The organism is Bradyrhizobium sp. DOA1, assembly GCF_001593325.1.
Taxonomy (GTDB): domain Bacteria; phylum Pseudomonadota; class Alphaproteobacteria; order Rhizobiales; family Xanthobacteraceae; genus Bradyrhizobium.
The window spans coordinates 6,193,240-6,206,839 of the sequence record NZ_JXJM01000001.1 but is presented as its reverse complement, the minus strand read 5'-3'; the positions used below and the strand labels follow the sequence as shown (position 1 = coordinate 6,206,839).

General features: G+C 66.1%; 11 protein-coding genes. All 11 read left to right on the top strand.

The features are described 5' to 3' along the window. The 11 genes from SE91_RS28665 (at position 1) to SE91_RS28615 (ending at position 13,591) form a co-directional block, all read left to right on the top strand. Positions 1-1,023, top strand: a complete 1,023-nt coding sequence (locus SE91_RS28665; RefSeq protein ID WP_061850044.1) for an extracellular solute-binding protein — start codon at positions 1-3, stop codon at positions 1,021-1,023. Continuing rightward, positions 1,016-2,209 carry a PepSY-associated TM helix domain-containing protein gene (locus SE91_RS28660; protein WP_061850043.1) on the top strand — a complete coding sequence of 398 codons (1,194 nt, stop codon included), beginning with the start codon at positions 1,016-1,018 and terminating at the stop codon, positions 2,207-2,209. Before SE91_RS28665 ends, SE91_RS28660 begins: the two co-directional genes overlap by 8 nt. Positions 2,210-2,283: 74 nt before the next feature. Continuing rightward, positions 2,284-3,516 (top strand): rhodanese-like domain-containing protein, encoded by a 1,233-nt coding sequence (locus SE91_RS28655; RefSeq protein WP_061850042.1) that lies wholly within the window; start codon positions 2,284-2,286, stop codon positions 3,514-3,516. A gap of 150 nt (positions 3,517-3,666) precedes the next feature. Beyond that, positions 3,667-4,911, top strand: coding sequence for a phosphoglycerate dehydrogenase (gene serA, locus SE91_RS28650; RefSeq protein WP_060734683.1), 1,245 nt, complete (start codon positions 3,667-3,669; stop codon positions 4,909-4,911). A 76-nt stretch (positions 4,912-4,987) separates the two neighbouring features. Continuing rightward, complete coding sequence (locus tag SE91_RS28645) at positions 4,988-6,649, top strand: tannase/feruloyl esterase family alpha/beta hydrolase (RefSeq protein WP_061850041.1); 1,662 nt, start codon at positions 4,988-4,990, stop codon at positions 6,647-6,649. Between the two features lie 48 nt (positions 6,650-6,697). Further along, positions 6,698-7,147 carry a MarR family winged helix-turn-helix transcriptional regulator gene (locus SE91_RS28640; protein WP_061850040.1) on the top strand — a complete coding sequence of 150 codons (450 nt, stop codon included), beginning with the start codon at positions 6,698-6,700 and terminating at the stop codon, positions 7,145-7,147. Next, positions 7,144-7,914 (top strand): enoyl-CoA hydratase, encoded by a 771-nt coding sequence (locus SE91_RS28635; RefSeq protein ID WP_061850039.1) that lies wholly within the window; start codon positions 7,144-7,146, stop codon positions 7,912-7,914. Before SE91_RS28640 ends, SE91_RS28635 begins: the two co-directional genes overlap by 4 nt. 121 nt (positions 7,915-8,035) lie before the next feature. After that, positions 8,036-10,117, top strand: a complete 2,082-nt coding sequence (locus SE91_RS28630) for a methyl-accepting chemotaxis protein (protein ID WP_061850038.1) — start codon at positions 8,036-8,038, stop codon at positions 10,115-10,117. Between the two features lie 125 nt (positions 10,118-10,242). Then, positions 10,243-11,184 carry a dihydrodipicolinate synthase family protein gene (locus SE91_RS28625; protein ID WP_061850037.1) on the top strand — a complete coding sequence of 314 codons (942 nt, stop codon included), beginning with the start codon at positions 10,243-10,245 and terminating at the stop codon, positions 11,182-11,184. Positions 11,185-11,519: 335 nt separating this feature from the next. Further along, entirely contained in the window at positions 11,520-12,920 is a 1,401-nt protein-coding gene (locus tag SE91_RS28620) for a selenium-binding protein SBP56-related protein (protein ID WP_060734686.1), read from the top strand. An 83-nt stretch (positions 12,921-13,003) separates the two neighbouring features. After that, on the top strand, positions 13,004-13,591 hold the full coding sequence (locus tag SE91_RS28615) for a hypothetical protein (RefSeq protein WP_156490065.1): 588 nt from the start codon (positions 13,004-13,006) through the stop codon (positions 13,589-13,591). The last annotated feature ends 9 nt before the right edge of the window (positions 13,592-13,600 follow it).

Below are 13,600 nucleotides of genomic sequence, written 5' to 3'. Positions count from 1 at the left end.
ATGTCGGCGCGGCGCAAAGCCATCGCGGTTCTGGTCGCGATGTCGTCTGCCTGCGCGACGGCCGCGAGCCGCGCCGAAGAGATGACGCTCTATTCGACCAGGGAGGCCGCTCTGGTCGCGCCGGTTGTTGCGGCTTTCACGGAAGCCATTGGCGTGGGTGTAAAAATCGTCTTCGTCGAGGACAGTCTGGTCAAGCGTCTCGTCTCGGAAGGAGAAAGGTCACCCGCCGATGTCCTGTTGACCATCGGGTTCGATAAGACCACCCAGCTTGCGGAGCGCGGCCTGACCCGGGCCTTGGCATCCGCACCTGTCGAACAAGCGGTTCCGGCGCATTTGCGCGGCAGCACCGCACAATGGTTCGCGCTCGCCGTCCGCCCGCGCGTCGCATTCGTGCGCAACGGCAGCGCGCTCGCTTCGATCGATTATGAAGATCTTGCCGATCCCCGATGGCGCGGCAAGCTCTGCATGCGCTCGGCGCTGCATCAAAACAATGTCGCGCTGGTTGCGGCCTTTCACGTCCATCACGGTGACGCCGCGACGGAGGCCTGGCTCGCGGGGCTGAAGGCAAATCTCGCCCATAGGCCCGAGGGCAAGGACAATGACGTGATCCGCGAGATCGCGGAGGGCAGGTGCGAGATCGGTATCGGCAACACTGTTGCGCTCGCGCAGTTGCGCGACGGGCGCGAAGGGCCCGATTGGCGCGCCTGGGCCGAGACGGTCAAGGCCGTCCCGACGGCCTTCAAAGGCGGCGGCGCGCATGTGAACCTCACCGGCGCCGCGCTCGCGAAGCATGCGCCACATCCGGAGGCTGCGCAGAAGTTCGTCGAGTTCCTCGTCACGCCGGCGGCGCAGCGGATTTTCGCTGCCGCCGAGCTCGAATACCCCGTACTGCCCTCGGCAAGGCAGGCCCCGATCGTCGCTGATATCGGCACGTTCACCGCGGATGCGGTACCGATCGATGAAATCGCCGCGCATCAGCAGGCCGCGATCGTCCTGATCAAGAAGGTCGGCTTCGATGAGTAGAGCGGGCCACACAATCAAGGCGGCGCTCCTCCAGATCCATTCCATCGCGGGCCTCGTGCTCGCGCTGCTGCTCGCCCTGATCGCGCTGACCGGCGCGATCATGAGTTTCGAGGACGAAATCGTCGATCATCTCAACGCCGGTATCATGCACGTCGCGCCGCGGGCAGCGCCGACGCTGATGCCCGACGAGCTGGTCGCGCGGCTGAAGGCGACGCAGGATGTCGGCAAAGTCTCCGCCGTCATGCTGTCGAGCGATCCGTCCGCAGCTGTGCGGGTTCGCTTCGGCCGCGACGAGCAGGGCGCGAGGCCGGCTTCGCTTTATGTCGACCCCTATGACGCAAGCGTGCTGGGCTCGCCGCGCGGCGAGGAGTTCTTCGCGACCGTGCGCAGGCTGCATCGCTGGCTGCTGATCCCTGGCGATGCCAAGGGGTGGGGGCGCCAGGTCACGGGCGTCGCCGCGCTCGGCCTGATCGTGATGCTGATCTCCGGCCTCGTGCTGCGCTGGCCGCGCCGCGCCGGCAGCGTGAAGATGTGGCTGAAGCCGAATCTCTCGCTCGGCGGCCGCGCCCTGCACCGCTCGCTGCATGCCGTTATCGGCACCTGGGTGCTTCCGGTCTATCTGATAATGACGCTCACCGGGCTCTGGTACTCGTTCGACTGGTACAAGGATGGCGTGGTCTGGCTGCTGTCGCGGCCGCATGTCGCCGCGGCCAAGATGCAGCCCAAGATGTCTGCAAAGCCGTCACGGGGCACTGACCGTCCCGAGCCGGCCCAGCCGATCGGTTTCGATCGTGCGTGGATGACGTTCCAGCGCGAGGAGGGCGGCCACTTCTCGAAGGCGTTGCTGACGCTGCCGGCGGGTCCCGACACGGTGATCCGGATCCGGTCGTGGGCGAAGGAGACGACGCTCGACACCACGCGCGACGAATTCCGCATCGATGCCGTCTCGGGACAATTGGTTTCCGCGGAGCGGTACGCCGACAAGACTCTTGGCGAGAAGATCATCGCCAACATGCTCGACATCCATCGCGGTGCCATCCTGGGCTGGGCGGGCAAGCTCGCCTTCATGATCGCGGCGGCGCTGATGCCGTTGTTCTCGGTCACCGGCATCCTGCTCTATCTGTCGCGCCGCAAGCTGCGGCGTCCGGCGCAGCCGCCGCTCGGCCGCCTCGTTCCGGGCGAGTGAGCGGACACGAAGGCTAGCCAAGCGCGCGACAATCGTTCAAAAGCCCATGGCCTGTTCTCGTCAAGGTTCACGCCATGAAGCTTTCCACCGTCACCCCCGCCGAGATCCGGCGCGCGCTGCTGTTGCGCGAGGAGATCGCGCTGCTCGATCTCAGATATGAGGCGGCGTTTGCGACCGGCCATCCACTGTTTGCCGCCAACATGGCCGCGGACCGGATCGGCGTCGAGGCCGAGGTCCGGCTGCCGCGCAAGGACGTTCCGATCGTGCTTTATGATGACGGTGAAGGCCTCGTCGCAGTGGGTGCGGAGCGGCTTGCGGCGCTGGGCTACACCAACGTCAGCGCGCTGGACGGTGGACTGAAGGCCTGGCGCGCGGCGGACTATCAGGTCTTCGAGGACGTCAATTCCTATTCCAAGGCCTTCGGCGAGCTCGTCGAGTCGCGCCGCCACACGCCCTCGTTCAGCGCCGACGAAGTGGCGAAGCTGATCGCGGACAAGGCCAACATCGCCATCCTCGACGTCCGCCGCTTCGACGAATACGCGACCATGAACATTCCCGGCTCGGTCAGTGTGCCCGGCGCTGAGCTGGTGCTGCGGGCGGGACAGGCCGCGCCCGATCCTGAAACCACCATCATCGTCAATTGCGCCGGCCGCACGCGCTCGATCATCGGCACGCAGTCGCTGATCAATGCCGGTGTGCCCAACAAGGTGCGGGCGCTGCGTAACGGCACCATCGGCTGGACGCTGGCGCGACACACACTCGACCACGGTGCCGACAGGCGCGGCGCGATCGGACCGTTCGAGGGCGGTCCGGCCAATGCCCGCGACGTCGCTTACCGCGCCGGCGTTCGGCATATCGGTGCGAGCGAGATGGCCGCGCTGCTCGCGCAAACTGATCGCACGCTCTATCGCTTCGACGTGCGCGACGCCGAGGAATATGCCGCCGGCCATCTGCCGGGCTTCCATCACTATCCTGGCGGCCAGCTCGTTCAGGAGACCGACATGGCGGCGCCGGTGCGCGGCGCACGCATTCTCCTGACTGACGACAAGGGTGTCCGTGCCGACATGACGGCATCATGGCTCGCCCAGATGGGCTGGGAGGTCTATGTGCTCGAAGGCGGCTATGACGGTGCGCTCGAAATCGGCCCGCCATTGGTGCTGCCTAAGCCGGACCCGGCACATCGTTATCGCCGGCCCTATGAAGGTACCGACGTCGCCGAAGCCGCAATGCAGGCTTATCTCGATTGGGAGTATGGGCTGGTCGAACAGCTCCGGCTCGACGGCACGCACGGATTCTACGTGATTTGATTCTGTCGTCCGTCAACTCCGCGCAAAGGCGATGCCGTTTGGTAGCCCGTCCCTGCCGCCCGCCATCTTCTCCCCGTATCCACGCCCTATTGTGCCGCGCACCGTCCGCGGTCTAAGAGCTGCGGCAAAGCTGCTACTTACGGAGACACCATGCCAGCCCCAGGCCAAAGCCCCGAGCGGACTGCGAAGGCACTGCTGCTCGAAGGCGTCAATGATAGCGCTGTCGATCTTTTCAAGGGCGCTGGCTTCACCAATGTCGAGCGGCTAACCAAGGCGCTGGACGGCGAGGATTTGCGGCGGGCGCTCAAGGGCGTGTCCCTGCTCGGCATCCGCTCGCGCACCCAGATCACGGATGACGTGCTGGAAGCAGCCGATGGGTTGCTCGCCATCGGCTGCTTCAGCGTCGGCACCAACCAGGTCGATCTCCTGGCGGCGCGCAAGCGCGGCATTCCCGTGTTCAACGCGCCGTTCTCGAACACGCGCAGCGTCGCCGAGCTCGTGATCGGCGAGATCGTGATGCTGCTGCGGCGGATCTTTCCGCGGTCGGTGTCGGCGCATGACGGCGGCTGGGACAAGTCGGCCACGGGGAGCCGCGAGGTGCGCGGCCGCACGCTCGGCATCGTCGGCTACGGCAATATCGGCTCGCAGCTTTCGACGCTGGCCGAAGCTATGGGCATGCGCGTGATCTATTTCGATCGCACCGACAAGCTTCGCCACGGCAACACCGAGCCGGTCGAGCGGCTGGAAGACCTGCTGGCGCAGAGCGACGTCGTCAGCCTGCACGTGCCCGAGACGCCGGAAACCGCCGGCATGATCGGCGAGAAGGAGCTGCGGGCGATGAAGCCCGGCTCGTTCCTGATCAACAATAGCCGCGGCACCGTGGTTGATCTGGATGCGCTCGCTCGCGCGCTGCGCGACGGTCATCTCGCCGGCGCGGCCGTCGACGTGTTTCCGGTCGAGCCGTCCTCGAATTCCGATCGCTTCAACAGCCCGGTGCAGGGCCTGGAGAACGTCATCCTCACGCCGCATATCGGCGGCTCGACCGAGGAGGCGCAGGAGCGCATCGGCGGGGAAGTCGCACGCAAGCTGGTCGACTATTTCATCACGGGATCGACCATGGGCGCGGTGAACTTCCCGGAGGTGCAGCTGCATCTTCGCCCCTCCGGCGCGCGCTTCAGTCACGTCCATCGCAACGTGCCGGGCATGTTGCGGCGCCTGAACGAGGTCTTCCTGCAGCGCGATATCAACATTGCCGCGCAATATCTCGAGACCGCCGGCGACCTCGGCTATGTCGTGCTCGATGCCGATCTCGCGGGCCAGGATTCAGCGGCGCTGCTCGATCAGATCCGCAGCCTCGAAGGCACGGTCGGGGCGCGGCTGGTGTTCGAGCACTAGAGCGTCATTGACGGCCGGCCGTCGGTCGACTTCAATGCGGCCTCCTGATCGAACAACAATAGAAACGGGGGAAACGATGGCGCAACTGCGTGCGAAGCTCTGTGCATTGCCCGTCGGCGCGGCGGCCTTGCTGGCTGCAAACTGCGCCTCGGCGGCGACGCTGGCGGAAGATGCCAAGGCCGTCTGCAAGGGTCTCGTTGGCGTCGCGGACATCGTGAAGATCGATGCCGCGACGTTGCAGGCGCCGTCGCCGCTCACCGTCGCCGAGCGCGGGCCGACTCCGTCGGGACGCGTCACGCCGGCCAATCCCGCCTTCTGCAAGGTGCTCGGGCATATCGATCCCACCGATCCCAAGGCGCCGCCGATCAAATTCCAGGTCAATCTTCCGGTCGAGTGGAACGGCCGCTCGCTGCAATATGGCGGCGGCGGTTTCAACGGCGTGCTGATCACCGGCCTGGCGTTGCCGCCGGCCTATCCGTTCGACAAGCCGTCGCCGCTCGCGCGTGGCTTCGTCACCTACGGCACCGATTCCGGTCACGAGACCAAGCAGGGCGAGCCGCCGCAGGTTTTCGCACTCAACGACGAAGCGTTCGAGAACTTTGCTCATCGCTCCTACAAGAAGGTGCGCGATGCCGCCGTCGCGCTGATGCAGCGCGCTTACGGCAAGATGCCTGAGAAGATGTATTTCATGGGCTCGTCCGAGGGCGGCCGCGAGGGCCTCACCATGGCGCAGCGCTATCCCGACGATTTCGACGGAATTTTCGCCCGCGTGCCCGTGATCAATTGGGTCGGCCTGCAGCATGCCGGCACGCGCGCGGGGCTCGTGACCATGGGCGAGGGCTGGATCAATCCGGCGCAGGTCAAGCTCGTGGGCGATGCGGTGCGCTCGGCTTGCGACAAGGCCGATGGCTCTGACGATGCGCTGGTGCAGGATCCCGTGTCCTGCAAGGCGGCGTTCAAGGTCGAGACGCTGCGCTGCGCGGCGGGGCAAAGCGGCGATCAGTGCCTGACGGCGGCGCAGATCAAGGCCGTCAACACGCTGCACGGGACCTACAAATTCCCGTTCCCGCTCGCCAATGGTCTCGACGACTATCCGGGCTGGGGCATCTCGGGCGAGGATATACCAGCCGTTGGCCCGACCGGCGGCTGGGTCGCCTGGTGGCTCGGCACCGCGCCGCCCGCGCAGCCGCCGACACCCAACAACGGCATCGCCTGGATCTACGGCGCCGGCGGCATTCAATATGTGTTCGCACGCGATCCCAAGCTCGACGTCACCACCTACAAGGTGGAGGAGCACAAAGCGCGGCTGCTCGAAGTCTCCAGGTTGATGGATTCGACCGATCCCGATCTCAGCCGCTTCCGGGCCCGCGGCGGCCGGCTGATCATGCTCGAGCACATGGCCGATTACGCGCAGAGCCCCTATGCCGGCATCCGCTATTTCGAGAGCGTGGAGCGCAAGCTCGGCAAGGCCGAGACCGCCGAGTTCGCCCGCCTCTACACCGCGCCCGGCGTCGACCATGTCGGCTCCGGCGCGCCGGCCAATGTCGACATGCTGAGCGTGCTGGTCGACTGGGTCGAGAAGGGCAAGGCGCCGGGCGACCTCGAAGTCACCGAGCAGAAGGTGGAGGCGCCGTCCTTTGCAGTGACGCGTGCGCTGCCGCTGTGCCGCTGGCCGTCCTGGCCGCACTACAAGAGTGGTTCGGTGACGGAGGCTTCGAGCTTTACCTGCGCGCCGTAGACGAACCGCTCGTTTGACAACCGCCGCGCGCTCAGCTAGATATTTCGCATGCGAAATAATAACGCCGGCGCGCGGCACCGTCGGCTGATCTACCTGCTGAGCGTCGCGCACCGCCGGCTGCAGCGCTGGATGGCGACGCGGCCCGAGAGCGAGGTGACGCCGGCGCAGGCCGGGCTATTGTTCATCCTCGGCAAGCAGGATGGCGTGCTGATGGGCGAGGCGGGCGCGGCGCTCGATCTGGGGCCGGCCGGCATTTCCGGCCTGGTCGATCGCACCGAGGCGGCGAAGCTGATAGAGCGGCGGGCCGACCGTGAGGACGGACGCGCCTGGCGGATCTGGCTGACGCCGAAGGGACGCACCGCGCTGGCTCAGGCGAAGGCCGGCGCGGCAGAGGTCAATGCGGCGCTGACGGAAGGATTTACGGCCGCGGAGATCGACATCGTCGCGCGCTGGCTGACGAGCATTCAGGACAAGTTTCCAAGAGGAGCAGAGCAATGACCGAGCACGTCCGGATCGAGAACAACGGTGGAATTCTCACCCTCACGCTGGCGCGCCCCGACAAGAAGAACGCCCTCACGGATGCGATGTACGGCAAGCTCGCCGACGCAATCGAATCCGCCGAGTTCGATCCATCGACCCGCGTGATCTTGATCCGCGGCGAGGGCGACATGTTCACCGCGGGCAACGACGTCGGTGAATTCGCGGCCGTCGCAGCCGGAAAATCGGAAGGCAGCCGCAACGTGGTGCGCTTCATCCAGTCGCTGGCGCGCTGCATCCGGCCGCTGGTTGCGGCGGTGCAGGGCCGCGCCGTCGGCGTCGGCACCACGATGCTGCTGCATTGCGACCTCGTCGTGCTCGCGGATAACGCGCAATTGTCGACGCCGTTCGTCAGCCTCGCGCTGGTGCCGGAAGCGGCGTCCAGCCTGTTGATGCCGGCGCGCATCGGCTATGCCCGCGCCTATGAGATGTTCGCGCTCGGCGAGACCGTTCCCGCCAAATCCGCACTGGAATGGGGCCTCGCCAACCGCGTGGTGCCGCTCGACAAGCTCGACGCCGAGGCGCTGGCGCTCGCGCAGCGACTTGCCCGCCAGCCGGCCGGTGCGCTCACGGCCACCAAGAAGCTGATGCGAAACGGCGAGGTGCTGGTCGCGCAGATGCAGGCCGAAGGCGAGCAGTTCGCGCAGCGCCTGCGCACCGCGGAGGCACGTGAGGCGTTCACTGCCTTTGCCGAGCGCCGTCCGCCGGATTTCACCAGGGTTGCGTGAGGGAACACAGCCTGAGGGAGGGCACAGCGGCGCAACCGCAGGTATTTGATTAAAGTCTTAACCAAACCTTGGCATGTCGCGGTGCAGGGTGGCCTCCTTGTGAAGAGTAGGCCTCTCGCCCATGGCAATGTTTAAGAAATCGGTAAGCACGCTTCTCCTGGTCCTGATGGCCCTGCTGGCGGTGGGCGCGCTGACCAGCACGGCGATCCAGATGTTCGGGGCGTTCGGCCGCTACAGCGACAGCCTGGAGACCGAGCGCCTGGCGAACGCCGACAAGGCGATCTTCCAGGGCGTGCTGTCCTTGCGCAACAATCGCGGCGATGCCCAGAGCGCGCTGCTCGGCGAGGACGATCCGCGCGCCAAGCTCGGCACCGCCGAGCAGTCCGAGCAGGCCGGCTTCGACGCCATCACGGCCGCACTCGCCACCGTCGAATTCGCCCGCCGCGACGAGCTCGCAAGCACGCTGAAGCAGCGCTGGAGCGAGGCCGCGCCGAAATTCCAGCTGTTCTACGACGAAGCCAAGCTGCCGCGCGCCGAGCGCAAGGTGGAGCGCACCGCGCCCTGGTACGACGCCGTCACCAAGGTGATCGAGACTGCCAATCTCGCGTCCACCGCGGTGTCGAACCGTGCCTGGATGAACGATCCCTACATCGCCCGCATGATTCAGGCGCGCCGCCTCGCCTGGCAGGTGCGTGATCGCTACGGCATCCAGTGCTCGACATTGCGCTCGAACGTCAACAGCTCCAAGCCGCTCGACGACGCCCAAAAGCAGACCGTCGCGGGCTGGAACGGCATCGTCACCGCCGGCTGGACCGGTATGGAGGAGCTGCTGGCCGCGCCCGACGTGACGCCGGACCTCGTCAACACGGCCAAGGAGGCACGCGCCAAGACCGACGGCGTCGTCAAGCAGATCGGTGATATCACCAAAAATCTCGACGGTAGCGGCCGGCCGGCGATGCCGGCCTCGGAATGGAACGCGCTGTGCCAATCGCCGTTTGCGTCCATCGTCGCGGTCGCACACAAGGCGCTCGACCTGTCGATCGCGCGCGCGGAGGCGGTTCAGGCGAAAGCCCTCACCAATCTCATCGTGCAATCGTTCGCGTTCCTGCTCGCGCTGGCCGTGACCCTGGCCGGTGTGTTCGTGGTGCGCAACCGCCTCATGCGCCCGGTGCGCGCCATCCTCGATGCCATCGCCCGCATCAGTGCGCGAGACTATGCGACGCCGGTGCCGCAATCCCGTCATCCCGACGAGTTCGGCACCATGGCTGCTGCGCTGGAAAGCCTGCGCGAGAGCGCGGCGACCGCGGAACGCCTGGGCCTGGAACGCGAATCGCAGCAGGCGCTGCAGCTCGCCCGGTCCGGCACGGTCGATGCGGCCTGCCGCAGCTTCGACGATACCGTGCAGGCCGTCATCCACAGCGTCGCGGCGTCGACGCGGGAGCTCGATGCCACCGCGACCAACGTGCGCTCGCTGGTCTCGGAATCCAGCAGCCAGACCGCGGCAGTCTCCTCCGCGGCCGAGCAGGCCACCAACAATCTCGAGACCATCGCAGCCGCAACCGAGGAGCTCTCCGCATCCGTCGGCGAGATCTCCGCGCAGGTGCAGTCGAGCGCGCGCGAGGCCCGCGAGGCCGTCGCGCAGGCCGCGCAGACCAATGCGACCGTCGAGATCCTCGACCAGACCGCAAGCCGCATCGGCGAGGTCGTGAAGATGATCAACGCCATCGCTGCCCAGACCAACCTTCTGGCCCTGAATGCCACGATCGAGGCGGCGCGCGCGGGCGAGGCCGGCCGCGGCTTCGCCGTGGTCGCCGGCGAGGTGAAGAGCCTCGCGGCGCAGACCGCGACCGCGACGGAAGAGATCTCGCGCCAGGTCGCGGAGATCCAGGGCGCCACCGGCCAGGCCGTCGCCGCCATCCGCTCGATCGGCGGCGCCATCAGCGGCATCGACGAGAAGATGACGGCGATTGCCGCCGCCGTCGAGGAGCAGCGCGCGGCCACCACCGAGATCTCGCGCAACTTCCAGCAGGCGGCCCAGGGCACCCGCGAGGTCACCGACACCATCGGCAGCGTTGCCAGCCTCAATCAGGAGACCGGCAACGCCGGCACGGTGCTCTCGGACTCCGTCAGGAAGATGTCGGCCGACGCCGATCGTCTCCGCGTTGCGGTCGAGGGCTTCCTGGGCGCGGTGAAGACCGCGTAGTCTCGCCTCATTCCCATCCTGACGCCCTGCGTTCGGCATTGCCGCGAGTTCGCGCGGCGGGTACATCTGTGGCGCCGCGTCACGGAGGCGGCAACAGACGCAAGATATCAGGGATGGAGAGTTCGATGCCGGTCACGCCACAACACAAGGCCCAGCGCCCCTATCGCGGTGTGTTCCCGGTCGCGCCCACCATCTTCGACGAGCGCGGCGAGCTCGACCTCGAGGGCCAGCGCCGCTGCATCGATTTCATGATCGATGCCGGCTCGAACGGCCTCTGCATCCTCGCCAACTTCTCCGAGCAGTTCGTGCTCACCGACGCCGAGCGCGAGACCGTGATGCATGCGGTGCTGGAACACGTCGCCGGCCGGGTTCCCGTGATCGTCACCACCACGCATTTCAGCTCGGCCGTCTGCGCCGCGCGCAGCAAGCAGGCCGAGGCGGCCGGTGCCGCCATGGTGATGGTGATGCCGCCCTATCACGGCGCGACCTTCCGCGTGCCCGAGAAGGGCATCGTCGAGTTCTTCAAGGTACTGTCGGGTGCGATCGACATTCCCATCATGATCCAGGACGCGCCGGTTGCCGGCACGCCGCTCTCGGTCGAGCTGCTGGCGCGGCTGTCGCGCGACTTCGCCAACATCCGCTATTTCAAGATCGAGGTGCCAGGCGCGGCTTCGAAGCTGCGCAGCCTGATCGAGGCCGGCGGCAAGGACATCGAAGGCCCCTGGGACGGCGAGGAGGCGATCACGCTCTTGGCCGATCTCGATGCGGGCGCCACCGGCGCGATGACCGGCGGCGGCTATCCCGACGGCATCCGCCAGATCATCGATCCCTATTTTGCCGGCAAGCGCGAGGAAGCGAAGGCCGCCTATGAGCGCTGGCTGCCGCTGATCAATTACGAGAACCGTCAATGCGGCCTGATCGCCTGCAAGGTCATGATGCAGGCCGGTGGCGTGATCGAGTCCGATGCGGTGCGCCACCCGCTGCAGCCGCTGCATCCGGCGACCCGCGCAGGGTTGCTGGAGCTGGCCAAGGAGCGTGATGCGCTCGCGCTTCGGTGGGGGAAGTAGGTCTCTCCAACGTCATTGCGAGGAGCGAAGCGACGAAGCAATCCAGACTGTCTCGGAGGAGAAGGCCTGGATTGCTTCGCTTCGCTCGCAATGACGGAACTAGTTGAGCCGATCTCCCTCCACAACGTCGTCCCGGCAAGCGAGACGGCGACGGCGCCGATTTGGGCTGAAGCGTCGAGCCGGCGCGATTCAGCCAGTTTCCCCCGGCCCGGCGATCAAGTATCGTAAGCTCGCCAACCAAGCCGCGGAGCAGTCTCAAGACATCGCCCAACACCTCTTCATTATGCCGTTATTTCGAGCCAGGTTGGCCCGAACCGACAAAGGGAGGCAGTGCCATGACGATGAGGCCGGATCCCACCTTCCACGCATCGCCCAGGCTTGCGATGGAAGCACCTGCGGAAAACTTTGCCTACACTTTGCTGCTCAGCCCGGATTTCTCGAAGCCCGATGCTCTCGCGGTCATCGACGTCAAGCCGGGATCGCCGACCTACAGCCAGATCGTCCACACCGTGACGATGCCCAACAAGGGCGACGAGTTTCATCACTTCGGCTGGAATGCCTGCTCCTCCGCTCTGTCGCCGCTCACCGGCCACGCCTTTGTCGAGCGGCGCTATCTCATCATCCCCGGGCTGCGCTCGTCGCGGATCTATATCATCGACACCAAGCCCGATCCGACCCAAGCCAAGATTCACAAGATCATCGAGCCCGATGAAGTCTTCAAGAAGACCGGCTACTCGCGGCCGCACACGATCCATTGCGGGCCCGACGGCATTTACGTCAGCACGCTGGGCGGCGGCGGCAAGGACGGCACCAGCGGACCTCCAGGCGTTTTCATCATGGATTGCGAGACGTTTGAGGTTCTTGGACGATGGGAGATCGACCGCGGTCCGCAGACGCTGCATTATGACTTCTGGTGGAACCTGCCGCGCGACTACATGGTGACGAGCGAGTGGGCGTTGCCGCCGCAGTTCGAAAACGGGATCGTCCCGGAGGATCTGCTCGCGAACAAATACGGCCACCGTCTCCACTTCTGGGATCTTCGCGCCCGCCGCAACGTCCAGACCATCGACCTCGGCGCCAATCATCAAATGGCGCTGGAGGTACGACCGGCGCACGACCCGGTTCGCGAATACGGCTTCGTTGGTGTCGTGGTCGACACCACCAACCTCGAGGCGTCGATCTGGACGTGGTGGCGCGAAGGCGGAAAATTCCATGCCGAGAAGACGGCGACGATCCCGCCCGAGCCCGCGCCAAAGGAGAAGCTCCCGCCGCTGCTGCAGGGCTTTGGCGCGGTGCCGCCGCTGGTGACCGACATCGACCTGTCGATGGATGACCGGTTCCTCTATGTCTCGTGCTGGGGCACGGGTGAAATGCGTCAGTACGACGTCAGCGATCCCAGAAAGCCGAAGCTCGCGGGCTCGGTCCATATCGGCGGCATCGCGCGCCGCACCCCGCATCCAAATGGCAAGGCCTTTGCGGCCGGGCCGCAGATGGTCGAGGTCAGCCGCGACGGCCGGCGCGTGTACTGGACCAACTCGCTCTATTCCACCTGGGACGACCAGTTCTATCCCGACGGCGTTCCGGGCGTTGAGGTCATGGCCAATGCCGGTCGCAACGGCGGTCTCGAACTCGACAAGGATTACTTCGTGAGCTTCCCCGACGGATATCGTGCGCACCAGATCAGGCTGGAGGGCGGCGATTGTTCGACGGACTCCTTTTGCTACCCGTCGGTCTAGATTGGGGGCAGGCGAGCCCGGCGATTGGCTGGCTCTGGCTGGCGCTTGTTGCGAGCGGTCTCTACCACGGCATCAATCCGGGGATGGGATGGCCGCTCGCCGTTTCGGCCGGGCTCATGGACAAGAGTCCACGCGCGCTCTTCCGCGCGTTGTGGGCCCTGTCGGCCGGCCATCTCCTGGCAACGCTTCTCGTGCTGCTGCCATTCGCATTTCTGCTCGTGCTGGCCGAGTGGCAGCGCCCGATCCAGCTCGTCGCAAGCCTTGTCGTCATCGGCTTCGGCGCCTATCGTTTGTTCGCCCGGAGGCATCCTCGCGCGCTGGCACGGATTCCGCCGACGCAATTGGCGCTCTGGTCGTTTGCCGTCGCCATTGCCCACGGCGCCGCCTTGATGCTCGTGCCGATCTATCTCGGGCTCTGCCAGGCCTACAAGCTGGATGCCGGCCACCAGGCGGCGGGCGCGCTGATGAAGGCGAGTCTCGCCATGACGATGCTGGTGTCCCTGGTGCACGTCGTCGCCATGGTCAGCGCCGGCGGATGTCTGGCGTGGTTGGTTTACCGCTATCTGGGTTTGAAATTCGTCTCGCGAAGCTGGTTCAATCTGGATGCCGTCTGGGCGACCAGCCTCATTCTGGTCGGCGCGCTGGCGCTCGCCTTCAATCTTGCGAGTTGACGGCGAAGT